This window comes from Primorskyibacter flagellatus, from assembly GCF_048268605.1.
Classification (GTDB): domain Bacteria; phylum Pseudomonadota; class Alphaproteobacteria; order Rhodobacterales; family Rhodobacteraceae; genus Primorskyibacter; species Primorskyibacter flagellatus.
Map to the genome: position 1 here is coordinate 256,857 of NZ_JBLWVF010000001.1, position 24,081 is coordinate 280,937.

Consider the following 24,081-nt stretch of genomic DNA (forward strand, 5'->3'; position numbering starts at 1 on the left):
AGGCGTGCGCCCATTCGGGCGCGGCGTTGCGAAATCGGAGTTGCCAGGCATGAGGGGTGACAATGTGGTTTTTGGCGCGTTCGAATGTCTGACCGTTTACCGGATCTGCGCCAGTAGTCTGTCGGCTTCGTTTCGGGGACGCGCGAGGGGCGTTCGGTCCTCTCCGGGGAAAAACCGTGCCCGTGTTGCGGTGGGCATAGGTTGCGGGGTCAAAACGTGGACCTGTGGTCCGGTATTGACCGACTCCGCCGCCCAGGACCGGACAAGGGCCATCTGTGCCGCCTTGGTCGCGCCATAGGCTCCGAAGAATTTGCGCCCGGCTTGCGGATCGTCGAAGAACATCGCTTGCCCGTCACTGCCCAGCAGTGGTGCGATAAACGGGATCAGCGTCCCCATAACGGTCACATTCACGTCGACGGATTTGCCCCAATCCTTTGCATCCATATGCGAGGCCGGTGACAGGGGGGCGGCGTGGATCGCCGTGTGCGCCCAAAGTGCCACGGGACCCGCCCCGGCCTCCGAGCCGGGGCCCCACCGATCATAGATCGACCGGCACAGTTGGGCCATGGCATCGACATTGGTCACATCCATCGGTGCCAAGGTGGCACTGCCTCCCTTGGCCTGAATGCGGTCGTCCAGCTCTTCCAGCGCGCCGGTCGTCCGGGCAACCGCAACGATGTGATGCGTCTGGCAAAGCGCTTCGGCAAGAGCCGCGCCAAGTCCTCGAGAGGCACCGGTGATGAGGGCGATTTTCTGATCCATGGCTGCGTCTTGCGACAAGAGCACAGCGCGGTCAAGGGGGAGGCCCGCGCCCGTCCTGGCGATCAGGGCACCGCCAGCCAGTTGGTCTTGCCATTTTGCGCGAGGGCCAGCTTGCCTTCGTCAATGGCCAGCACCTTGGCACCGCCGATCTTGTCGCCGATGGCGACGCGCGCAACCCGTCCACTGGACAGTCGCAGCAATGCCTTGGGATTGTTTGCCGGCCCGAAGGTGCCGAGCAGGATCAACTTTCGCAGGTTGCTCTTGCTCTGCTCGGTCGCCTTGTCGAAGACAAATTGCGGCGTGGAGGTCGTTTCTGATTGAGCCATGTTCTTTGCTTGTGCTGATTGTGACTGACGGGATCTATGCTGCAACGCAGCATAATTAAACCCCGTTGGCTCAACCCGGCATCCGGATGGCGGGAAACCGCCGTCCGGTAAGGCAAAGCGTCCGGTTTCAGCCTTCGCTGGCCTCCATCCGCACGCGTTCGCGCGGTTTCGGGTCATCGCCCGTGGCGGGCCAACCTTCGCGCTGTTTTGCGCGGTCGCCGTCTGTTTCCTCGGTCTGATCGTGGAACAGATGCACCTGGGTCGGGTAGGGCATATCGATGCCAGCCTCGTCGAGCGCGATATAGACCGCTTGCAGCACCTCGCCAAATGTGTGGATCTGGGACGCGCGGTCGGATTTGGTCCACCAGCGCAGACGGACGACATTGGCCGAATCGCCCAGTTCCACGGGGATGGTTTCGGGCATTGGGTCGTCCAGCACCCCCTCGACGCCGCTTGCGGCACTGACCATCAGCTTGCGGGCCTCGTTCCAGTCATCATTACAGCCGATCCCGATATCATATTCGGAACGGCGCGTTTCGAAGGCCGTGTTGACGATCACGCTGGCGGTGTAGATCTCGGCATTGGGGATCACCACGCGGCGTCCGTCATAGGTCTTGATCAGGGTGGCGCGGGTTTCGATCCGTTCGACCGTGCCCTCATGCCCGCCGGAAACGATCTGGTCGCCGACTTCGAAGGGCTGACGCAGAAGAATAAGGATACCTGCCAGCATGTTCTGGAGGATGTCCTTGAAGGCAAAACCGATGGCGACCGAACTGACGCCAAGCCCCGCGATCAGGTCGCCGGGGGTCAGGCTGGGGGCCACGATGGTGACGGCGAGCATCAAACCGATGATTGTGACGGTCCAGCGTAGCAGGCTGCCACCGACATCGCCAAGACTGGGGCGGTCACGCTTGCGCGCGAACCGACGGAGCAGACCTCCAAGCCCAAGCGCTATTAAATAGAAGAGGACAAAGACCACGATGGCGACGGCAATGTTCGGCAGCAGGCGAAACAACCCGTCCAGCCACGCATCCAGTTTGTCGAAAATCAGTCCGGGGTTGGCGTCAACTTCTTCCAAAAACACTCTCCTGCTGTAAAGGCAGGAGTAAACGCGCCTGGTATCGGCAAAGTTCCGCCGGAAGCGCGCCGAGATGCGGGCGCGGCAGGTTCATCCGTGGCCAGAGCCCTGCCTTATTCGGCGGCCGTTTTCATCTTGAAGCCTTTTTCGATCATATCCGCAGGTTCGACCGGATATTCGCCCGAGAAACACGCATCGCAATATTGCGGTTGTTTGCGATCGCGGCCTTCGGCTTCGCCCACGGCGCGGTACAACCCGTCAAGCGAGATGAAGCGCAGCGAGTTGACCTGAAGATGTGCGCACATCTCGTCTTCGGACATGGTGGCGGCCAGCAGTTTTTCGCGCTGTGGCGTATCGACCCCGTAAAAGCATGGCCAAGCCGTGGGGGGCGAAGCGATGCGGAAATGCACCTCGGCGGCACCGGCATCAAGGATCATCTCCTTGATCTTGCGGCTGGTGGTGCCGCGGACAACCGAATCGTCGACCAGAATGACGCGCTTGCCCTTGATCAGCGCACGGTTCACGTTCAGCTTCAGCCGGACGCCCATGTTGCGGATCTGCTCGGTCGGTTCAATGAAGGTCCGGCCCATATATTGGTTGCGAATGATACCCATCGCATAGGGAATGCCCGTTTCCTGACTATAGCCAATGGCCGCCGGTGTGCCGCTGTCGGGCACGGGGCAGACAAGATCGGCGTCCACTGGTGCCTCGCGGGCCAGTTCCACACCGATCTGGCGACGCGTCTCATAGACAGATCTGCCACCGATGATCGAATCGGGGCGGCTGAAATAGACATGCTCGAAGATGCAAAAGCGGGGCTTGCGCGCGCGGAAGGGGCGAATGCTTTCGACCTTGTCGCCGGTGATCACGACCATTTCGCCCGGTTCGATCTCGCGCACATATTCCGCGCCGATGATGTCAAGCGCGCAGGTCTCCGAGCTTAGCGCCCAGCCGTCCCCGATCCTGCCCAGCACCAGCGGACGCACGCCCAGCGGATCGCGTACGCCGATCAGTTTCGTTCGGGTCATGGCGATCACGGAAAACGCACCTTCGACACGGCGCAGCGCATCTTCCATCCGCTCGGGGATGTTGCGTTGCAAGGACCGCGCCATAAGATGAATGATGCATTCGCTGTCGCTTGAGGACTGAAAGATCGAGCCGCGTTCGATCAGCTCGCGGCGCAGCGCGTCGGCATTGGTGATATTGCCGTTATGCGCGATCGCGGCACCACCCATCGAGAACTCGCCAAAGAAGGGTTGCACGTCGCGGATCTGCGCCGGCCCCTTCGATCCGGCGGTGGAATAACGGACATGCCCGATGGCCAGCGGTCCGGGAAGGGTTTCCATCAGCGATTGCGAGGTGAAATTATCGCGGACATAGCCGAAACGCCGGGCGGAATTGAACCCTTGCTCGGCGTCATGGCTGACGATGCCGCCTGCCTCTTGCCCGCGATGTTGCAGCGCGTGCAGGCCAAGCGTTACGAAGTTGGCCGCATCGGTGACGCCGACAACGCCAAAGATACCGCATTCCTCGCGAAGTTTGTCATCATCGAAAGGGTCAGTTGTGGGCATGATCTTGGACAAGACAGAAGGCTCCGAATCCCAGGTCAGATCTTGTGCCCCGTCTTAGAGGGTGATCTGCCGAGTGTCACGAAAGGATCACAAATAGATACGCCTAGCGGCGAATTAGCGGTAACATTGGCGCGAGAAGCGGTATTCATGTGTCTGGCGGCAATCTGGCGCAACCTGAGGGAGTTTGCGCCATGAAGGTCATTCCCAGCAGCTGACCAGGACCGTCATGCCGCTGGCCAGGCGGGTCAGATCTTCGGGTGCCATTGGTGTGGCGGCTGCCGCCGGGTCTACCGTAACGCCGAGCGTGCCGAAAAACTCGCGCAGGGCGTTGGCATCGGCGGCGAAGCTGACCTCATCGGGCAATTGTTTGCCACCTCCGGCACGCGGCAGAAGCATGCCCAGAACCGCACCGCCCGTGTCATAGACCGGGCCGCCTGCATCGCCGGGATGGGCGTTCACCGCCAGGCGCTCCAGCCGCTCGTCTCCGGACAGGCCGCGCAGATCCTGAAGCGTTCCATAGGTCAGGGTCGGCGCGCTGAGAACGCCGCCGAAACTGTAGCCGGAAATTGCCACTTCGGATTGCAACCGGGGAGGGGTCTGGCGGAAGGATGCCACCGAGATTGGTGCCAGCTGCGACGCAGGACGCAGCACGGCAATCCCAAGATCGGGGTCGCTGGCAATCACGGTGGCCTCATGTTCGCCATCCAGCGTGATGCGTGCGCATTGCTGCGTGGCCTCGCTGGTGGTGGCGACCGATCCATCGCGGCTGATATAGAAGCCCGAGCGCGAAATCTTCGGCCGACGTACGTTTAACCCTGCGACCAGATCAATGTTCTGCGCGTCATCCTTGAATTGAGCAGGGTCCAGCACGGCGGGGGTGGTGGCAAATGATTTCTGCATCTCGGCCAAGACGCGCGTGCGGCGTTCTTCGTCGCCTGCGGGCCAGACCAGGGTGAAGCCCTTGATGGTGCCATTCACGACGCGTGCTTCGGTATGGCTGGTGATGCGGGCGTTGCTGCCCGTCAGGGTAAAGCTGTTGCGCTGCCGTTCACGCGGGCCTTCCAGCGGCACGATCTCCAACGTCTGCATGATTTCGTACAGGCCATAAAGCGTGTCGCGGTCGCCGGGCTGCGAGATCAGGATGACGCGCGCGTCAAAGTCTGTCGTCGGTGCGTAATGGACGAACGGCGCTTCGTAATGATCGAATGCGACAATGCCCATTGGCATCTGCATGGTGATGCCCGCCTTGGATTCGGTCACTTGTCGCAAGCCCATCCCGTCCAGCACCGCATTATACTGTTTCAGCAGGTCGGCGCGCTGGCGCGTGGTCAGAATGCCGGTCGCCTCGAACCCGTTGTCACGTTGCCACTGCGCCATGGACCCACGGGTTCCGCGCCCGAAAGCACCGTCGATGCCTGCGTTGTAAACGCCGGCCCACCGCAAGGCGATCTGTAGCTCTTCACGCTCTGCGCGGGTCAGTTGCGCCTCGCTGGCGCGGGCCTGACGCGGGGTTTCGTCCACCACCGCCGGTGCCGTGGGTGTCTGCACGGTCTCTTGTGGTTGCTCTGGCGTTTCGACCTGCGGAACCGGCTGGGGGCGCGGCGCGTTCAGGGCGGCACCCACCGGCCAGAACTGACGTCCGTATTGGCCCGGCTCCTCGATATAGGAATCGCGCGGCACCTGACCATTCCCGCGCAGCTGCCGCAGCAATGCCTCGGCCTCTGCGCGCGGATAGGGACCAAGAGCCAACCCGTACCAGCCGCCTCCAAGCGAAAAGCCGTTCACATCATTCAGCACCGACGCGTAGTCGCGCGCGCGATCCTCGGCGCGTGTCAGGCTGGGTTGTGCTTCGATCTGGATATAGGCCATGTCCTGCGCGATAGCGGCCTGCGCCATGAAAAATGCTGCTACCAGCGAAAATATGAACTTTGGCATATGAATGGTAATTCCTGCTCTTCGTCTTTTTGGGTTTGGGCCTTTTTGGCAGTTTTATCAAATAGGACGGTGAGCGCACTACAAATTATGGTCAGACCCGTGATTGACGCTTGACGCACCTGAGAATAGGTAGGCCGTGGATCACAAAGGGGCAGGTCATGGACGCACGCTCAGGCAAACCGCGCAGTTTTCAAGAGATTATCCTGCGGCTTCAAAGTTATTGGGCCAGCAAGGGCTGCGCCATGCTGCAACCCTACGATATGGAAGTGGGCGCGGGCACGTTTCACCCGGCCACGACGTTGCGCGCTTTGGGGCCAACCCAATGGGCTGCGGCCTATGTCCAGCCCTCGCGCCGTCCGACCGACGGGCGCTATGGCGACAGCCCCAATCGTTGGCAGCACTATTATCAGTATCAGGTCATTATCAAACCCAGCCCGCCGGATCTGCAAGATCTGTATCTCGGCTCGCTGGAGGCGATCGGCATCGACATGGCACTGCATGACATCCGCTTTGTCGAGGATGATTGGGAAAGCCCCACTCTGGGTGCCTGGGGTCTGGGCTGGGAGGTTTGGTGCGACGGGATGGAAGTCAGCCAGTTCACCTATTTCCAGCAGGTTGGCGGGCATGATTGCCACCCCGTCTCGGGTGAGTTGACCTATGGGCTGGAGCGGCTGGCGATGTATGTTCTGGGCTTTGATGATGGCAACGTGATGCCGTTCAACGACCCGGATGCGCCGATCCCGCTGACCTATGGCGACGTGTTCCGCGAGGCAGAGGCACAATATGCGCGCTGGAATTTCGACGTGGCCGATACCGATGTCCTGATGCAGCATTTCAAGGATGCCGAGGCCGAATGTAACCGCATTCTGGCCCAGCCCGAGGACGACCCCAAGACCGGGCGGCGGATCGTGATGGCGCAGCCAGCCTATGATCAGTGCATCAAGGCCAGCCATCTGTTCAACCTGCTGGACGCGCGCGGCGTGATCTCCGTGACCGAACGTCAGGCCTATATCGGCCGGGTCCGCGCGCTGGCCAAGCAATGTGCCGATGCGTTCGTGCAGACCGACGCCGGGGGCTGGGCGGCCTGACGTCCCGGCAAGCCTGATGCCGTCCATGTCGAGTGGCGCGCGCCGCCAATCGAACCGGGGCACGCCGATGGGCGGACAATCCGCGAAACCAGGCATTCATTGCCTCAGAAGAGAGGACACGATTCGATGATGGGCAAGATTCTCGGCGCGGTCATCCTGCTGTCGGCACTCGCGGCCGGCATCGCAATCTACTATTTTCAGGTCTACGGCTTTTATACAGAGGTGGAGCCACGCGGCGCTGATGACGTGATGCTGACCTCCATGGCCTCTGGCGAGCGGGAGCCGATCCCGTACGACGCGTTCCGCGCGATCGACGCTGACAGTTCGCCAATCCGCTACCGCGCGTGTTTCTCGACCCGGCAAAGCCTTGACGAGTTGGACGGTGCCTTTGCCACCTATGAAGGCGCTGCCCCGCGCGTGGCACCGGGATGGTTTGACTGTTTCGATGCCGAGGAAATCGGCGATGCGCTGGCCGATGGCAGCGCGCTGGCCTTTCTGGGCCAGCGCAACATCGAATACGGCATCGACCGGGTGGTTGCGGTCTTTGACGATGGTCGCGGCTTTGTCTGGCACGAGATCAACGATTGCGGCGACAAGGCCTATGACGGCAGCCCGGTCGATGAAACCTGCCCTGACCGCCCGAACTGATGGCGAGGTGTGCGGGGCTTGCGCGGATGCGCATTGTCTGTGCGATTTTCTGCGCTTGCACTGGACCCTCGCCAGCCTTGCCGTTATCCAAACCGCGAATGAGGCGTCCTGCCGTGGGCAGGGGGCGATGACGCAAGGGTGCCACCGATGCCGGATCTTCTGATCGAACTGTTCTCCGAGGAAATTCCAGCGCGCATGCAGGCGCGTGCGGCAGAGGATCTGAAGACGCGGATGACGGATGGGCTGGTCGAGGCCGGCCTGACCTATGCAGGCGCGGCCGGATTTGCCACGCCGCGCCGTCTGACGCTGGCTGTCGAAGGCCTGACCGACCGCTCGCCCACACTGCGCGAGGAACGTCGCGGGCCGCGTGTCGATGCGCCCGAAAAGGCTGTCGAGGGGTTCTTGCGCGGTGCCGGCCTGACCCGCGACCAGCTGGAACAGCGCCAGGAGAAGAAAGGCACGTTCTTCTTTGCCGTGGTTGAAAAACCGGGCCGGGACGCGCCCGCGATTGTGGCGGAGGTACTGGAAAGTGTCGTGCGCAACTTCCCGTGGCCCAAGTCGATGCGCTGGGGCGATGGCAGCCTGCGCTGGGTGCGGCCGCTGCACCGGATCCTGTGCATCCTGACCACCGAGGCAGGCGCGGAAGTTGTCCCGCTGGAGATTGACGGGATCAAGGCGGCAGACGTGACAGAGGGCCATCGCTTCATGGCGCCGGGCGCGTTTTCCGTAACGTCGTTCGAGGATTACGCGGCGAAGTTGAAGCGCGCCAAGGTGATCCTGACGCCAGATGAGCGCGCCGAGCATATCTGGCAGGAGGCCAGCAACATGGCCTTTGCATCGGGGCTGGAAGTGGTCGAGGATCGCGGCTTGCTGGCCGAGGTTGCGGGGCTGGTCGAATGGCCGGTCGTGCTGATGGGCGCGATTGACGAGGCTTTTCTTGATCTGCCGCCCGAAGTGCTGCAAACCTCGATGAAAGAGCATCAGAAGTTCTTTTCGGTCAGGAACCCCAAGACCGGGCGGATCGAGCAATTCGTGACCGTCGCCAACCGCGAAACCGCCGATCACGGCGCGACCATCCTTGCGGGCAACCGGAAGGTTCTGTCGGCACGGCTGGCGGATGCGAAATTCTTCTGGGAGAATGACCTGCGCACGGTAAAGCGCGAGGGCATGACCGCTTGGACGGACCGTCTGGCGGATGTGACCTTCCATGCCAAGCTGGGCAGTCAGGCCGACCGGATCAGCCGCATCGCGGCGCTGGCGCGCGAGATTGCGCCGATGGTGGGTGCCGATGCCGATCTGGCCGAACAGGCGGCAAAGGTCGCCAAGGCCGATTTGTCGTCGGAGATGGTTTATGAATTTCCGGAACTTCAGGGACTTATGGGGCGCTATTATAGTGATGCCGCAGGCCTGCCGCCCGAAGTCGGTGCGGCCTGTCAGGAACACTACTCTCCCCTCGGCCCGTCCGACGACGTGCCAACCGCCCCGGTATCCGTCGCCGTATCGCTGGCCGACAAGCTGGACACGCTGGCCGGGTTCTGGGCGATCGACGAAAAGCCCACCGGTTCGAAAGACCCCTATGCCCTGCGGCGCGCGGCGTTGGGTGTTATTCGGTTGGTCTTGGTCAATGAATTGAGGATAAATTTAGAGGCGTTATTGCTGTCGGGCTTTGGTGCTTATGCTCCACACTTCAAGCGCCTCTCTTACGTTCTTGAAGATCAACTCTGGTATGAACTTTCTAGCGGTTTGGCAGCAGGTGCAAAACACGAAGTGCGCAACTTGATGGAATTCCTTTGGCAGCGGTTGTCAGTTGCTTTGGATGAAGAGCGGTTGGGTGAGGGAGTTATTCAAGCAGCGTCGACTAATACTGAGAAAGTGAGCGTGGACTATCTCCGTCGAGTTCACGAAGAGGCCAACCATAGGGGTGCTCGGTTGGGCTTGCCTCCGATGGAGTCGCCTTCCTACGACACAAATTTTGTCACTAGATCCGTCCCGCGCGCTGACAGCGACGACCTGACGCTATTGGTCAAACGGGCGCGGGCCTTGTCGGATGTTCTCAAGACCGAAGACGGGGCCAATCTGGTGCAGGGGTTCAAACGGGCGAATAACATCCTGACTCAGGCCGAGGAAAAGGACGGGGTCGAATACTCCTTTGGCGCGGACGTGAAATTCGCCGAGAGTGACGAGGAAAAGGCGCTGTTTGCCGCGTTGGATGCCGCCGATGCCCGGATCGGACCTGCGATGGCCGAGGAAGACTTTGCCGAGGCGATGGCCGCGATGGCCGATCTGCGCGCACCGATTGATGCCTTCTTCGAGGCCGTGCAGGTCAATGACGACAACGCGGTGCTGCGGCGCAACCGTCTGAACCTGCTCAGCCGGATCCGGCAGACCTGTCTGGCCGTCGCAGACCTTACGTCAATCGAAGGCTGAGCGTCTGCGATGACCGTAACACTTGGCATATGCCACTGGCGGCGTATGCTGCGCAGCAGATACAAGGATGCTGCATGTGCACAATGATGATCCTGCCGTCACCCTGATCACGCCGACCGCTCCGGTTTCGGCACCCACCCATGGCGGCCGCGCAAAATGCCTGCAACGGCTGGTGCGGCTTGATTTGCCGGTGCCCCGGACCGTGGCGCTGTCCTTCGATACCGTGCAGAAGATCGCGCAGGGCACTATGCCGGACGTGCCCGCCATTCTGGAAGAATTTCCCGAAGGCGCGCTGCTATGCGTGCGCCCGTCATCCGAAGACCCCGATTGGGGCGGGCCGGGGGCGGTGCTGAATATCGGCATGAATGACGCCCGCTTTGCCGATCTGACCGACAAGATCGGCCAGGATGCGGCGGCGCACCTGTATATGCGGTTCATTCAGGCCTATGCGGCGCATGTGGCGCGGCTTGATCCGGATATGTTTGACGGGATCGACGGGGCCGGGCCGCGCAGGCTGGCCCAGGCGCTGGCAGCCTATGAGGAAGAGGCCGAAGAGGCGTTCCCTCAATCGACCGCCGTGCAACTGGCCGAGGTGTTGCGATCCATGGCACGGGCCTGGGGCGGGACCACGGCGCGTTTGCTGCGCGAGGCCAAGGGCGCGCCGGTCGATGCCGGGCTGGGGTTGGTGGTGCAGGAAATGGCGCTTGGCGTGGGGCAGGCCGAATGCGGGTCGGGCGTGCTGCAAATGGTCAATTCCGATACCGGGCTGCCGCAGATCACCGGCCGTTATCTGAGCCAGAGCCAGGGACGCGAAGCCCTCTCCGGCCCCGAAGCGATTTTTCTGGAGAGGGACGGGCGCGGGCCGTCGCTGGAAGAGCTCGCACCCGAGGCATTTGCCGCGCTGAAGGTGAACGGGGCGTTGATGCGGCAGAGACTGCGCGAAGAAATGCAGATCGAGTTCACCATCGACAATGGCGCATTGTTCATCCTTGACGGGGTGCGGGTGCGGCGTTCGCCCCGCGCAGCGCTGCGGATCGCTGTCTCGTTGGCCAATGATGGCATCATCTCGCGCCAGGAAGCGCTGATGCGGGTCGAGCCGCGCGCGCTGAGCGAGTTGCTGCACCGTCAGGTTGATACAGCGGCCGCGCGTGACAGGCTGGGCAGGGGGATCAATGCCAGCCCCGGCGCGGCCACTGGAAAGATCGTGTTTTCAGCAAATGCCGCCCAGGCGAGTGCCGCGCGGGGCGAGGACTGCGTGTTGGTGCGCCGCGAAACCTCGCCCGAGGATATTCGCGGCATGCATGCGGCCAGCGCGGTGCTGACCGAACGGGGCGGCATCACCAGCCATGCCGCGGTGATCGGCCGGGGGATCGGGCTGCCTTGTGTCGTGGGCGCGGCGCGGATGCGGTTTCAGATCCGGCGCGGCATTCTGACGGCAGAGGACGGGCGCACCTTCCGCGAAGGCGATGTCATCACCATAGACGGCACCAATGGCGAAGTGCTTGCCGGGGCACCACCGATGATCGAGGCGGCCCTTGGCGAAAGCTTCAAGACCTTCATGGCCTGGGCCGACGCAGAGCGCGACATCGGCATCCGCGCCAATGCCGATACGCCCATGGATGCGCAGACAGCACGGAATTTCAACGCGCAAGGCATCGGGCTGTGCCGCACCGAACACATGTTCTTCGAGGCGGACCGCCTGACGGTGATGCGCGAGATGATCTTTGCCGATGCGCCTGACGACCGGCGCTCTGCGCTGGAGCAGTTGTTGCCGATGCAGCGTGCGGATTTCACCGAGCTGTTCCGCATCATGCAGGGTCAGCCGGTCTGCATCCGACTGTTCGATCCCCCCCTGCACGAATTTCTGCCGTCCGACCGTGCGGGCCTGCGCGATCTGGCCGAAGCGCTGGATCTGCCGGTCAGCGATGTAACGCGCCGGGTCGAGTCGATGGGCGAATATAACCCGATGCTGGGCATGCGCGGCGTCCGTCTGGGCGTCACCGTGCCGGAAATCTACGATATGCAGGTTCGCGCCATTTTCGAGGCCACGATCGAGGCAAGCCGCGACGGCGACCCGGTCGTGCCAGAGGTGATGATCCCGCTGGTGTCCGCCAGCCGGGAGGTCGAGCTGGTGCGCAAGCGGATAGATGCGGTCGCCGCCGCGGTGAAAGCCGAGCAGCAGACAGAGTTCGACTACCGGCTGGGCGTGATGGTTGAAACGCCGCGCGCCTGTTTGCGCGCTGCCGATATTGCGGCCCATGCGCAATTCCTGTCCTTCGGAACAAACGACCTGACGCAGATGACTTACGGGCTGTCGCGCGACGATGCCGGGCGCTTCATGTCGGAATATGTCCGTCAACAGGTATTCCCCGAGGATCCGTTCCACATTCTTGACATCGAAGGTGTGGGAGAGCTGTTGCGTCTGGGGGTTGAACGCGGCCGGAAAAGCCGGGCCGACATCACCTTGTCGGTTTGCGGCGAACATGGCGGCAACCCCGAATCGATAGCATATTGCCGTCAGCTTGGTGTGGATTATGTCAGTTGCTCATCATTTCGCGTGCCGGGTGCTCGGCTGGCTGCGGCACAACTGGCAATCCGGGATGCCATGAAGGCATCAAATATGCCGATTCCATAGGTTTTTGCGCAGCATTATTTCCGTCGGGCGGATAATTGCTGGTTCCCGTGCGTAAGCTGGACGGATCTAGACAAAATCTTTAGGCACACATCGTTTGATCGCGGCAGCGCCCGTGATCACCTGCTGCCCTGCCTGAGGACCTGACCGATGTTTCGCTGCCTGACAATTGCCTTTACCGCTGCATTTCTGACAACTCAACCCGCATTTGCTGAATTGAGTTCCAACGCTGCACATGAATTGATCCGGCTGGAAAAAACCAGCCTTCAGGGTGTAAACCGCGCCCGGTTGAAGTGGATGGTCACGCCGACACCGGCATCTGTGACCGAGACCTACAAGCCTGCGCCAAACGAGATCAGCTACAGCAGCAAATGGCTTGCCGGCCAACCGTCGACCCAGGGCGGTCCGCAATGGCGCTGCCTGGCCGAGGCGCTTTACTTCGAGGCGCGGGGCGAGACGCTGAAAGGACAGTTCGCTGTGGCCGAGGTGATCATGAACCGGGTCGACAGTGCGCGTTATCCCGATTCGGTCTGCGGTGTGATCAAGCAGGGCACAGGCCGTAAATTTGGCTGCCAATTCACCTATACCTGTGATGGCGTCGCTGAACATATCGGCGAACCAGCCGCGTTCCGCCGCGTCGGCAAGGTCGCGCGCGCGATGTTGGACGGCGCACCGCGGGATCTGACCGATGGTGCCACATTCTATCACACCTCTGCCGTCAGCCCGAAATGGGCGCGCAAATTTGCCCGGACCGCCACGATTGGCGTGCATCATTTCTACCGCCGGGGTACGCAGATCTCCAGCAACTGATCGCGGAGGCGGCCGCTTTGGGCGGCTGATCCGCCATCCGGTATTCGCGCTTGCCCGTCTGCTCTGTTCATGTGACACAACTTTATTGCTACACCGGAGCGTCTCGCGCATGTCAAACGAAGTCCGTCTTGCCTTTGCACATCCACAGGAACGCGCAGAGGAGAGTTCTGATCACGCTCCGCTGGACCGCATTTCGCTGCGCGACCATATTGCCGAGATCGAGATCGGTGCCTTTCAGGCAGAACGCGGCACCACGCAGCGCATCTGTTTCAATGTCGTGGTCGAGGTTCAGCCGCTGACCGGCGATGTCGATGACGACGTGGACCGCATTCTATCTTATGACCGCGTCACCGAGGCGATCGCACACGAGCTGGGTGCTGAACGCCTCAATCTTCTGGAAACTCTGGCAGAACGCATTGCCGAGCGGATCCTTCTGGAACCTCAGGCCATCCGCGTCTTTGTTCGCATCGAGAAGCTGGACCGTGGTCCCGGTGCCTTGGGGGTGGAAATCGTCCGCGCCCGGCGTGAGAGTTCGGCAAGACGGCCCTTGCCGGATGATATTCCGCATCCGCGCGTTGTCTATCTGTCCAACGCGGCGATGGCCGATCCGGATCTTGGCAAGATGATCGACAAATTGGTGGCGTCTGACGCCCCGCTGATCTTCTGTGTCGGTGTCCCGGATCAGGCCGGACCGGTTGCGCGCGTGCCTCTCGCGCAACGCCGAATCGATCTGCTCGCTATCGAGCAGAATGGCTGGGTGCTTGCAGGGCGTGATCGACGCTGCGTCGTGGTGGAAACCCGGACAGAGCTCGACTGGGCGATGAAAAATGGCCAGATCTGTGTATGGGCACCGTCGAAAATCGTTTTGGACGCGGTGGAAGGCCCAGTCACACAGCACAGCGAAGGCATTGCGCTTGCAGCATGGTTCTCGGGGCTGCTAGGCGCCTGCGAAATGCTGGTGATCGGCGAGACCCCGCCCAGCGACGCCCCCGTGCCGGTGCGCGCGCTCACCAATGGGGCAGAGCTTTTCTGATCCCTTGCCAAGCCCGTGAGTGTGACGCATTCAAGACCCATGAACGCATATTATCGACCGCTGATCTGCCGTAACGGCCCACGCCCTGACACTGCGCTTGATGTGGCGGGCGGCCCCTATTGGTTCTGCGAGGCCGAGATGCGGCTGCGCGACGGAACGCGGAAACGTGTGCCGTTGTCCGCGATGCCAGCGGCTTGGCAAACCGCAATCTCCGCGCCGCGTGCTGATGTGGCCGGGCTGGCCCTGGACAGGCCACGCCTGATGGGCATTCTCAACGTCACACCCGACAGCTTTTCCGACGGCGGACGACATGACGGTTACGATGCCGCGATCTGCCATGCGACCGCCATGCAGCAGGCGGGTGCCGATCTGATCGACATCGGCGGAGAATCCACGCGCCCCGGTGCCAAACCCGTTCCGATCGAAGAAGAAATCGCCCGCACCGCGCCTGTGATCGCTGCGCTGACAAAGGCAAGTATCGGCCCGATCTCCATCGATACACGCAAGGTGCCCGTTGCCGAGCAGGCCGTTGCGTCTGGTGCCGGGCTGGTCAACGATGTCTCGGGTCTGGACCATGATGCCGCTATGGCGGGGTATGTCGCGCGCACGAAGCTGCCGGTGTGCGTGATGCACAGCCAGGGCGACCCAGAGGTCATGCAGGACGATCCGCGCTACAGCGATGTGTTGCTGGATGTGTATGATTTTCTTGCCGCCCGCGTGGCGCGATTGGAACAACTCGGTGTGCCGCGGGGACGTATCGTCGTCGATCCGGGGATCGGATTTGGCAAAACCCAAGCCCACAATCTGGCGCTGCTGAACGGCATCGCATTGTTTCACGGGCTGGGCTGCGCCATTCTTCTGGGCGCATCGCGCAAGAAATTCATTGGCACGATTGGCGGCACGGCAGAGGCGGGCGCGCGGGTCGCGGGCTCGGTCGCGGTGGCGCTGGCAGGGGCGGCGCAAGGCGTGCAGATCCTGCGCATACATGACGTGGATGAGACACGGCAGGCACTGGCGCTCTGGTCGGCAATAGAACAAGGAGAGCAGCATGGGGCGTAAGCTATTCGGCACGGACGGTGTCCGGGGCAGGGCCAACAGCCATCCGATGACCGCAGAAATGGCGCTGGCCATCGGGGCCGCCGCCGGGCGCTATTTTCGCCGTGACAGGGATGGCGTTCACCGCGTGGTGATCGGCAAGGACACACGGTTGTCGGGCTACATGTTCGAAAACGCGCTGACGGCCGGGCTGACCTCGACCGGAATGAGCGTGCTGCTGCTGGGGCCGGTGCCAACGCCTGCGGTGGGCCTCCTGACGCCGTCGATGCGCGCCGATCTGGGGATCATGATCTCTGCCAGCCACAATCCCAGCCAGGATAACGGCATCAAGTTCTTCGGGCCGGACGGTTTCAAACTGTCGGATGACGCCGAAGCACAGATCGAGGCGATGGTCGCGTCGGGCGTCGATGTCGCCCCCGCGGACGAAATCGGCCGCGCGCGCCGGATCGACGATGGCCGCTTCCGCTATCAGGAACGCGTGAAATCGACGTTGCCGCAAGGATTGTCGCTGGACCGGATGAAAGTCGTTGTGGATTGTGCCAACGGCGCTGCCTACCGGGCAGCCCCTGAAGTCCTGTGGGAACTGGGTGCCACCGTGATTCCGGTCGGCGTGTCACCCAATGGCGAGAACATCAATCACGATTGCGGATCGACCAAGCCGCGCATCGCTGCGGAAACCGTGGTCGCACATGGGGCGGATGTCGGCATCTGCCTTGACGGTGATGCCGACCGGGTGATGATCATTGACGAGACCGGCACGGTCGCCGATGGCGACCAGATCATGGCGCTGATGGCCGCTCGCTGGGCCGAGGAACAGCGGTTGCGCGATGGCGTTCTGGTCGCAACGGTCATGTCCAATCTGGGGCTGGAACGGTTCCTCGACGCGCGCGGGCTAAGGCTGGAACGCACCGCCGTGGGCGACCGTTATGTGGTCGAGGCGATGCGCCGTGGCGGCTGGAACCTGGGCGGCGAACAGTCGGGCCATATTGTGATGACGGATTATGCCACGACAGGGGACGGTCTGATGGCAGGCCTGCAATTCCTTGCGGCGATGGTAAAATCCGGCAAACCCGCCAGCGAACTTGCACGGAATTTCGAACCGGTGCCGCAAATGCTCAAGAATGTGCGCTTCGCCGCGGACCGCGCCCCGCTTGAGGCTGCCAGTGTCCAAAAGGCCATCGCCGCGGCCGAAGCGGACCTGAAAGGCAATGGTCGGCTCTTGATCCGCAAATCGGGAACCGAGCCGTTGATCCGGGTGATGGCCGAATCCGAAGACGAGGGACTGCTGGACCGGGTGGTGAACGACGTCGTCGCCTCGGTCGAAGCCGTTATCTAAGGCCTGCGCGACATATCGAAACCTCGCCGTAACGCTCCTTCCCCCTTCTTCTTGGTCAAAATACTCCGGGGAGCGCGAGGGGCTGGCCCCTCGCTTCCATCGTGTCGCCAAAACACTGCCCCAAGAACAAGTACCCCCCAGCGCCTCAGCCGGATTTTTCGCCGGCGCGCCGGAACATGCGACGTAACGCACCGTATTGGCTCAGCGCGACGCCTGTCAGGATCAGCACAAGCGCCAGAAGCAGGGATCGGTGCAGCGGCTCTCCCAGAAGCAGGGCACCAAGCGTGACCGAACAAAGCGGCACGATGTAGTTCGTCAGGCTCATGAAGACCGGTCCGGCGCTGCGAATCACCAGGACCCGTAACAGGTTGGCACCTGCCGTGGGGATCAGGCCCAGCAAGGCAAGCAACATCAGGGTCCGGCCATCGGGCAGTGGCGGCGGCCCTTCGGCGATCCATGCCATGGGCACAACAAAGAGGCTTCCGAAGATCAGGGGCATCGCGGCCAGCCCGATACCGTCTATTGGTGGCAGCCGTCGCATCATGACAGAACTGATCGCGTAGCAAGCGGCGGCCCCAAGGCAGGCGACACGGCCCCAAGGCTCCAATGCCGCGCCGGTCGTGGCCAGTGCCTGTCCGCCGATCAACACGGCGACGCCAGCAAAGCCGATCAGAAAACCGATCGTGCGGCGCAGCGTCATCCGTTCTCCGGGCACAAGAAAATGCGCGAGTGGCAAAACCATCAGCGCCACCGCCGCCATCGACACGCCCGCAAATGCTGACGTGACGAATTGCTGCCCCCAGCTTAGCAGGGCGAAAGGAATGGCGGCGCTGAACGCACCGGCAAAGGCAAGGGCGGGCCAGTCTTTCTGTTCGGTCAGGAATAAAGGAAAGCCGCGCAAGCCCCAGACGGCCACCGTCAGAGTGGCGGCAAAAGCGATCCGCGCGGCGGCCAGCCAAAAGGGGGTGATGCCTTGCAACGCCAGTTCGATGACAAGGAAGGTCGCCCCCCAGACCACGCCCAGGGCCAGCACCATGAACCAACTTCTCGAAGTGATCTCGGCAGGTTGCGTCATGCGATGACCTTGTGGGCTTTTCGTGGGCTCCAAAATCTCAGCCAGTGAACCGAGGCATTGGCGCGGCGGAACGAAAAAGGGGCACCCGACAAGGGGCGCCCCTTCGCGCTGATCTTGTGGATCAGATCAGTTCTTTGCTTTGTCGACCATCTTGCCGGCAGAGATCCAGGGCATCATGCCGCGCAGCTTTTCGCCGGTGGCTTCGATCTGGTGCTCGTCATTGATGCGGCGCGTCGCCTTGAACGACGGCTGGCCAACGGCGTTTTCCAACATGAAGTCACGCACGAATTTGCCGGTTTGAATGTCGGTCAGAACCTCTTTCATCCGTGCCTTTGTTTCGGCATAGGGCAGGATGCGCGGGCCGGAAACATATTCGCCGTACTCGGCCGTGTTGGAGATCGAGTAGTTCATGTTCGCGATGCCGCCTTCGTAGATCAGGTCCACGATCAGCTTCACTTCGTGCAGGCACTCGAAATAGGCCATTTCGGGTTCGTAGCCGGCCTCGACCAGTGTTTCGAAACCCATGCGGATCAGCTCGACCAGACCGCCACACAGAACGGCCTGCTCGCCGAACAAGTCGGTTTCGCATTCCTCGCGGAAGTTGGTTTCGATGATGCCGGAGCGACCGCCACCGATGGCGGAACAATAGGACAGGCCGATTTCCAACGCCTTTCCGGTGGCGTCATTGTCAACGGCAACGAGGCAGGGCACGCCGCCGCCCTTGGTGTATTCGCCGCGCACGGTGTGCCCGGGGCCTTTGGGGGCCATCATGATGACGTCAACGCCGGGCTTGGGCTCGATCAGGCCGAAATGCACGTTCAGGCCGTGGGCAAAGGCAATGGCAGAGCCTTCTTTCAGGTTGTCATGGACGTATTTCTTGTAAGTATCGGCCTGAAGCTCATCGGGCATGGTGAACATGATCAGATCACACCAGGCGGCTGCTTCGGCGATGCCCATGACCTTGAGGCCTTCGCCTTCGGCCTTCGCGGCAGAGGGAGAGCCTTCGCGCAGGGCGACGACGACATTCTTTGCACCCGAATCGCGCAGGTTCAGCGCGTGGGCATGGCCTTGCGAGCCGTAGCCCAGAATGGCCACTTTCTTGTCCTTGATGAGATTGATGTCGCAATCGCGGTCATAGTAAACGCGCATGAGGAATCCTTCCTTGGAGTTGTTCTTGTGCGCACTCTACCCATCCTTCCGCGATAGTGTTTGCGTTATTCGCGATATTTTGCGAATTGTAGGAGGTTCCATTCGTCAATCTGGGTAAGTGCGAAAAAATCATGCTCGACGATATTGATAGACGCATTCTGCGGCACTTTCAGGCCGCGCCGGAAACGGCCGCGGCCGATCTGGCTGATCGGGCAGGGGTCACGTCCAGCACATTGGCGCGCCGGTTGGAGAGGATGCGCGCACGCGGGGTGCTGCGCGGCGCGCGGGCAGAGATCAACTGGCCGGTGCTGGGCTACACGGTCGAGGTCAGCTTGCGCGTGACGTTGGACAAGACACAGCCCCGCGCTTTTGACGATTTTATCGAGGCGGCGCGCGAGGTTCCCGAAGTGATCGAGATCCAGACCTTTCTGGGGCAGGTCGATGTGCGCCTCTCGGTGATCGCGCGCGACATGGGGCATTATCAGGACGTCTATCGCAGCCGCATCCTGACCTTGCCGCATATCTCGGATCTGGATGCGCTGATGCATGTGGCGCGGCTGAAAACGGATAAAACGCTGCCCTTATGATGGAGCTGGACGAGATTGATCGCGGGTTGATCCGCGCCCTTGCGCAAGATGCGCAGGCCAGTGCAGGTGCCCTTGGCCGGCAATTCGGCTTGTCGCAGCCTGCCGCGTGGCGGCGGATCAAGCGATTGCGCGAGGCGGGTGTGTTTCGCGGCGTGCGGCTGGATCTGGACAAGGCGGCACTTGGATTCAGTGTGACGGTGTTTCTGGGGGTCAAGCTGGCGACCAAGGGCCGCGTCAGCCTTGAGGATTTCGAACGCGCTGTCGCGGCCATCCCCGAGGTGCAGACGGTCGAACATGTGTTGGGCATGTATGATTATCGCTTGCGGGTGGTGGCGCGCGACATTCCTGATTTCGAGCGCGTGTTGCGACGGCGGCTGATGACCTTGCCGGGGGTGGGCAGTGTCGATGCCAATGTGTTGCTGAGTGAGGAAAGACGGCCCGGCCCGCTGGGTTGACGGTGTAGCCGCACGCAAGGCGCAGGTAGGCTTTGCCATTCCGGGCGCGACTTGCTAGCGCTAGTGGTAACGCTATGGAGGTCCAAAAATGGCTGCTTTGCTAGATACCGTCGATCCCGACGGGTTGCTTGAATTCTCGGTTGTCTTCACCGATCGGTCGCTCAACCATATGTCGAAAGTGTTCCAGCAGGTGATGCGGGACATCTCGGAGATGCTGCGCGAGGTGTATAATGCCGATGGCGTGGCGCTGGTGCCCGGTGGCGGCACTTTCGGGATGGAGGCCGTGGCGCGCCAGTTCGGGCAGGACGCCAAGGTACTGGTGGTGCGCAATGGCTGGTTTTCGTTCCGCTGGAGCCAGATTTTCGACGCGTCCGGCATTGCCAATGACACGACCGTGATGAAGGCGCGTCGCATGGGCAACGAAACACAGGCCCCGTTTGCACCCGCGCCGATCGACGAAGTAGTTGCCCGCATCCGTGCTGACCGGCCGGATATTGTCTTTGCACCGCATGTCGAGACATCCTCGGGTGTGATCCTACCTGACGATTATATTCGGCAGATGGCGAAAGCGGCACATGAGGTCGGCGCGCTGATGGTGCTGGATTGCATCGCGTCGGGTTGCATCTGGGTCGATATGAAGGCGACGGGCGTGGACGTGCTGATCTCGGCACCGCAAAAGGGTTGGTCCTCGACGCCTTGCGCGGGGCTGGTGATGCTGTCGGAACGGGCCGAGGCGCGGATGGCCGAGACCACGTCGGACAGCTTTGCCATTGATCTGAAAAAATGGCGGCAGATCATGCAGGCCTATGAGGGCGGCGGTCATGCCTATCACGCGACATTGCCCACCGATGGTCTGCGCGCCTTCCGTGACACGATGACAGAGACCAAACGACTGGGTTTCGCGAAGATGCGGGACGCGCAATGGGATCTGGGGACAAAGGTTCGAGCGGCGCTGGCTGCGCGCGGGATTGCCTCGGTTGCGGCGGACGGTTTTGCCGCGCCGGGTGTTGTGGTCAGCTACACCGGGTCGCCGGACATCCAGTCGGGCAAGGCCTTTGTCGCCGAGGGCGTGCAGATCGCGGCAGGCGTGCCGTTACAATGCGACGAGCCTGAGGGGTTTTCGACCTTCCGTCTGGGGCTTTTCGGACTGGATAAGCTGGCGGATGTCGATGCCACCGTCGCACGGCTGGAAACGGCGCTGGACGCAGTTCTGGCGAAGACCTGAGGCTGCCGGGTTTGACCGCAAGGTGCGCCCCTTGGCGGGGCGCGCCGGAAAGTTCGCGTTCGCACGCAGCAGGGGCTTGCGCCCCCGGTCGCCAAGGCGACCTCCCCCGGCGCAGGACCGTGAACGGGGCGCTTAACCCTGACGGGCACCCAGGCCCAGTTGCATCACGGATTGCCGGAGCGGTTTGAGATCGTAAAGCGCGCCAAGCCCGGCGGCCCGTGCGTTGCGCAGAAGCGGATTCGCCAGCATGGACGTGCGGTTGAGCAGCGTGATCCCGGCGACGCGGGCGCGAATGTCGCCGATGCGGGCGTTATGATAGCTGTCCAGCATCGTTGAACTGCCCAGCGATTCTGGTGCTGCTTCGGCCAGATCAAGCAGGGTGCTGATGTCGGTCAGGCTCATGTTCAGGCCCTGCGCACCGATGGGTGGCACGACATGCGCGGCTTCGGCCACCAGTGCCAGCCGTTCCGAGGCCAGCCGTTCGGCCTTTTGACTGATGATCGGCCAGATCGTCCGGCGTGAATTCAGCTTCAGCGGTCCGAACAGGTGGCACGATCGTGCGCTCATCTCTTCTTCGAAAGCCTGGTTGTCCAATTCCATCAGCGCCTTGGCTTTCGGGCCTTCCTCCATCCAGACAATGGCGGAAGAGGGGCGGCCTTCCCAATCGGGCAGGGGGACCAGCGTGAAAGGCCCGCCGGTGCGGTGGATTTCGGTGGAGACATTGCCATGCGGGATCGGGTGCGTGACGGCGAAGGCCAGTGCTTTTTGGCCGAAACGGGTGGTGTGTGACCGGATACCCGCCGCCGCGCGCATCGGAGAATTGCGTCCGTCGGCGGCAATCACCAACCGGGTGCGGATGCGATTGCCATCGCTGAGCGTGACGCGTGCCTCTGCCATCCGGGTGAACAGGACAGTGGCGCCGATGCCGGGACGAAATTCGACATTGGGCAGATCTTTCAGCGTCGCAAGGATTTCGCGGCGCAGCAGCCAGTTTGGCAGGTTCCATCCAAAGGGCTTGTCGGAAATATCTGCGGCGTCAAATTCCTTGATGAGGCGCGGCTCTGGTGCTGGGCCGCCTGCATCGACGATGCGCATTACCTGCAAGGGCGTGGCATGGGGCGCGAGCCTGTCCCAAAGCCCGATCCGGTCCAGAAAGGTCTGGGCCGGTTGCAAAAATGCGGTGCTGCGCAGGTCCGATCCGGCGGCATCGCGGTCAGTTATCGGCGCTGCGGGATCAACGCATAGCACAGAAAATCCGGCTTGCCCGAATCCGGCAGCCGCCACAAGGCCGGCAATTCCGCCGCCGCTGATAACAATATCGTAGTCCATATGCGCCTCCGTCTTGCCGTGTGCGAACCTAGCGCGGAGGGAAGGGGCCATCCATGCGACAGATCAGGCTTTTGGTCGCGCGGCGCTAGGTCAGCCGTGCCAGAAATGCGGCCAGATCCCCGGTGTGATGCTGGATATGTGGTGCCTCCAGCCGCTCCGGCGCGACATGAACCGTCCGCATGCCCATCGCATGAGGTTCGGCAAGGTTGCGCGGGTCGTCTTCGAACATCGCGGCGGCGCTTGGGGTGATGCCATCCATCGCGAACACGGCCTCGAAGGCGGCGCGTTCGGGCTTGGGCAGAAATCCGGCCTCTTCGACGCCATAGATCGCATCGAACGCGGCCTCCAGACCGCGGGCCTTGAGCACCTGTGCGGCATAGGGTGCGGTGCCATTGGTATAGACGATCTTGCGGCCGGGCAGGCGCGCAATGGTTTCGCAAAGATATGGATCAGGCTGAAGGCTGTCGAAGGAAATGTCGTGAACCTGTGTCAGATAGGGGCCGGGATCGACCTGATGTTCACGCATCAACCCGGCCAGCGTCGTGCCATATGTTGCCCAGTAATGTTTGCGCAGATGGTTGGCGCGGTCCTGCTCGACTCCAAGTGCCGACATCACGAAAGACGTCATCCGCGTTTCGATCTGCTCGAAAAGTCGGGCGGCGGGCGGATACAGGGTGTTGTCCAGATCGAACACCCATTGGCGGATATGAGAGAAGGCGGCGCGTGTCATCGGGCAAATGTAATGGTCCGCACTGAGGCGCGCAATGGGTGGCCTTGCTTGCGGCGAGCGGTTATCCTGACGCGCATTCCCGGAGGATAAGATCGCGCCATGAACCAGATTAAACCGCCGCAAAAGGATGCCTATTCGTTGATCCTCGATGCGATCGACGTTGGCGTGTTTCGCCCAGGCGACCGGTTGGTGGAAAGCGATCTGGCAGATCGGTTCGGCGTTTCCCGGACGCCGATTCGCGAAGCGTTGCAGCGGCTTGAAACGCAATCCCTGTTGGCGCGCGATGGGCGCAGCCTGATCGTGGCGTCACTCGATCATAACCAGATGGCAGAACTTTATGTCGTGCGCACAGAGCTTGAAGGGCTGGCCGCGCGGCTGGCTGCGCGACATGCAACCGAAGAAGAAGTGCAGGTCCTGCGCGATATGGTGATCGAAGATCGCGCGCTGCTGTCGGATCCGGCGGCACTGGCGCGCACCAATCGGCGCTTCCACAAGCAGATCCACCTGACTTCTCATAACCGTTATCTGGTTCAGCAGCTTGATCTGGTCTACCGGTCGATGGCGCTGATGGCGACGACCTCGTTGGCGGCACAGGGCCGGGGCGCGAATGCGCTTGAAGAGCATCTGGCGATTGTCGATGCGATTGCCCGGCGCGATGAGGACGCGGCCTACGCGGCGTTACGCGACCATATTTCAGCGGCTTTCGTGACACGGCTGAAACAGGACAGTCAGGGGTTGGCAGACGAGTAACCGATTGACGAGTCGCCCCGGTGCCGACAGCGTGGAAAGACCGTTGGTTTCGACAATTACATGCGTTTCCGTCTTGGTC

At 61.9% G+C, this 24,081-nt stretch carries 21 protein-coding genes; 12 read left to right on the forward strand and 9 right to left on the reverse strand.

Annotation, left to right across the window (positions count from 1 at the left end; all coding sequences use genetic code 11):
• Positions 1-96: 96 nt before the first annotated feature.
• From ACN0WV_RS01255 to ACN0WV_RS01275, 5 genes are all read right to left on the reverse strand, one after another.
• Positions 97-762 (reverse strand): SDR family oxidoreductase, encoded by a 666-nt coding sequence (locus ACN0WV_RS01255; protein ID WP_417603169.1) that lies wholly within the window; start codon positions 760-762, stop codon positions 97-99.
• Positions 763-824: 62 nt separating this feature from the next.
• The gene (locus ACN0WV_RS01260; protein ID WP_235866582.1) at positions 825-1,088 is read right to left on the reverse strand and encodes an amidophosphoribosyltransferase; all 264 of its coding nucleotides are present in this window, start codon (positions 1,086-1,088) and stop codon (positions 825-827) included.
• Positions 1,089-1,215: 127 nt separating this feature from the next.
• On the reverse strand, positions 1,216-2,166 hold the full coding sequence (locus ACN0WV_RS01265) for a mechanosensitive ion channel family protein (protein ID WP_417603172.1): 951 nt from the start codon (positions 2,164-2,166) through the stop codon (positions 1,216-1,218).
• Positions 2,167-2,279: 113 nt separating this feature from the next.
• Complete coding sequence (gene purF / locus ACN0WV_RS01270) at positions 2,280-3,737, reverse strand: amidophosphoribosyltransferase (protein WP_417603174.1); 1,458 nt, start codon at positions 3,735-3,737, stop codon at positions 2,280-2,282.
• 198 nt (positions 3,738-3,935) lie between these two features.
• The gene (locus tag ACN0WV_RS01275; protein WP_417603176.1) at positions 3,936-5,672 is read right to left on the reverse strand and encodes a trypsin-like peptidase domain-containing protein; all 1,737 of its coding nucleotides are present in this window, start codon (positions 5,670-5,672) and stop codon (positions 3,936-3,938) included.
• 158 nt (positions 5,673-5,830) lie between these two features.
• On the opposite strand from ACN0WV_RS01275, the gene ACN0WV_RS01280 reads away from it, so the two are divergent.
• From ACN0WV_RS01280 to glmM, 8 genes are all read left to right on the forward strand, one after another.
• Positions 5,831-6,760, forward strand: a complete 930-nt coding sequence (locus ACN0WV_RS01280; RefSeq protein WP_417603178.1) for a glycine--tRNA ligase subunit alpha — start codon at positions 5,831-5,833, stop codon at positions 6,758-6,760.
• Positions 6,761-6,889: 129 nt separating this feature from the next.
• Positions 6,890-7,408: a DUF6446 family protein gene (locus ACN0WV_RS01285; protein ID WP_417603815.1), complete on the forward strand. Its 519-nt coding sequence runs from the start codon at positions 6,890-6,892 to the stop codon at positions 7,406-7,408.
• A 147-nt stretch (positions 7,409-7,555) separates the two neighbouring features.
• On the forward strand, positions 7,556-9,835 hold the full coding sequence (gene glyS / locus ACN0WV_RS01290; RefSeq protein WP_417603180.1) for a glycine--tRNA ligase subunit beta: 2,280 nt from the start codon (positions 7,556-7,558) through the stop codon (positions 9,833-9,835).
• Between the two features lie 67 nt (positions 9,836-9,902).
• On the forward strand, positions 9,903-12,470 hold the full coding sequence (locus tag ACN0WV_RS01295; protein WP_417603182.1) for a putative PEP-binding protein: 2,568 nt from the start codon (positions 9,903-9,905) through the stop codon (positions 12,468-12,470).
• A gap of 147 nt (positions 12,471-12,617) precedes the next feature.
• Positions 12,618-13,277 carry a cell wall hydrolase gene (locus ACN0WV_RS01300; RefSeq protein WP_084352311.1) on the forward strand — a complete coding sequence of 220 codons (660 nt, stop codon included), beginning with the start codon at positions 12,618-12,620 and terminating at the stop codon, positions 13,275-13,277.
• Between the two features lie 109 nt (positions 13,278-13,386).
• On the forward strand, positions 13,387-14,310 hold the full coding sequence (locus ACN0WV_RS01305) for a dihydroneopterin aldolase (RefSeq protein WP_417603184.1): 924 nt from the start codon (positions 13,387-13,389) through the stop codon (positions 14,308-14,310).
• A 39-nt stretch (positions 14,311-14,349) separates the two neighbouring features.
• A complete protein-coding gene (gene folP, locus ACN0WV_RS01310; RefSeq protein ID WP_417603186.1) occupies positions 14,350-15,369 on the forward strand; it encodes a dihydropteroate synthase in 1,020 nt (339 codons plus the stop codon).
• Positions 15,359-16,702 (forward strand): phosphoglucosamine mutase, encoded by a 1,344-nt coding sequence (gene glmM / locus ACN0WV_RS01315; protein ID WP_417603188.1) that lies wholly within the window; start codon positions 15,359-15,361, stop codon positions 16,700-16,702. Before folP ends, glmM begins: the two co-directional genes overlap by 11 nt.
• 145 nt (positions 16,703-16,847) lie before the next feature.
• Here glmM and ACN0WV_RS01320 read toward each other — a convergent pair whose 3' ends face one another.
• Both ACN0WV_RS01320 and ilvC read right to left on the reverse strand, forming a co-directional pair.
• Complete coding sequence (locus ACN0WV_RS01320) at positions 16,848-17,777, reverse strand: DMT family transporter (protein ID WP_179141445.1); 930 nt, start codon at positions 17,775-17,777, stop codon at positions 16,848-16,850.
• Positions 17,778-17,903: 126 nt separating this feature from the next.
• Positions 17,904-18,926 carry a ketol-acid reductoisomerase gene (gene ilvC, locus ACN0WV_RS01325; protein ID WP_417603190.1) on the reverse strand — a complete coding sequence of 341 codons (1,023 nt, stop codon included), beginning with the start codon at positions 18,924-18,926 and terminating at the stop codon, positions 17,904-17,906.
• Positions 18,927-19,057: 131 nt separating this feature from the next.
• Here ilvC and ACN0WV_RS01330 point away from each other — a divergent pair, with 131 nt between their 5' ends.
• From ACN0WV_RS01330 to ACN0WV_RS01340, 3 genes are all read left to right on the forward strand, one after another.
• Positions 19,058-19,513 (forward strand): Lrp/AsnC family transcriptional regulator, encoded by a 456-nt coding sequence (locus ACN0WV_RS01330; protein ID WP_417603192.1) that lies wholly within the window; start codon positions 19,058-19,060, stop codon positions 19,511-19,513.
• Positions 19,510-19,968, forward strand: a complete 459-nt coding sequence (locus ACN0WV_RS01335) for an Lrp/AsnC family transcriptional regulator (RefSeq protein WP_417603194.1) — start codon at positions 19,510-19,512, stop codon at positions 19,966-19,968. The genes ACN0WV_RS01330 and ACN0WV_RS01335 overlap by 4 nt, the downstream gene beginning before the upstream one ends.
• 88 nt (positions 19,969-20,056) lie before the next feature.
• The gene (locus tag ACN0WV_RS01340) at positions 20,057-21,193 is read left to right on the forward strand and encodes an aminotransferase class V-fold PLP-dependent enzyme (protein WP_417603196.1); all 1,137 of its coding nucleotides are present in this window, start codon (positions 20,057-20,059) and stop codon (positions 21,191-21,193) included.
• Positions 21,194-21,325: 132 nt separating this feature from the next.
• On the opposite strand, the gene ACN0WV_RS01345 is transcribed toward ACN0WV_RS01340, so the two are convergent.
• Positions 21,326-22,522 (reverse strand): UbiH/UbiF family hydroxylase, encoded by a 1,197-nt coding sequence (locus ACN0WV_RS01345; RefSeq protein WP_417603198.1) that lies wholly within the window; start codon positions 22,520-22,522, stop codon positions 21,326-21,328.
• A gap of 85 nt (positions 22,523-22,607) precedes the next feature.
• A complete protein-coding gene (locus ACN0WV_RS01350; protein WP_084352296.1) occupies positions 22,608-23,252 on the reverse strand; it encodes a pyrimidine 5'-nucleotidase in 645 nt (214 codons plus the stop codon).
• 99 nt (positions 23,253-23,351) lie between these two features.
• Here ACN0WV_RS01350 and ACN0WV_RS01355 point away from each other — a divergent pair, with 99 nt between their 5' ends.
• Positions 23,352-24,002 carry a GntR family transcriptional regulator gene (locus ACN0WV_RS01355; RefSeq protein ID WP_417603200.1) on the forward strand — a complete coding sequence of 217 codons (651 nt, stop codon included), beginning with the start codon at positions 23,352-23,354 and terminating at the stop codon, positions 24,000-24,002.
• Positions 24,003-24,081: the final 79 nt, after the last annotated feature.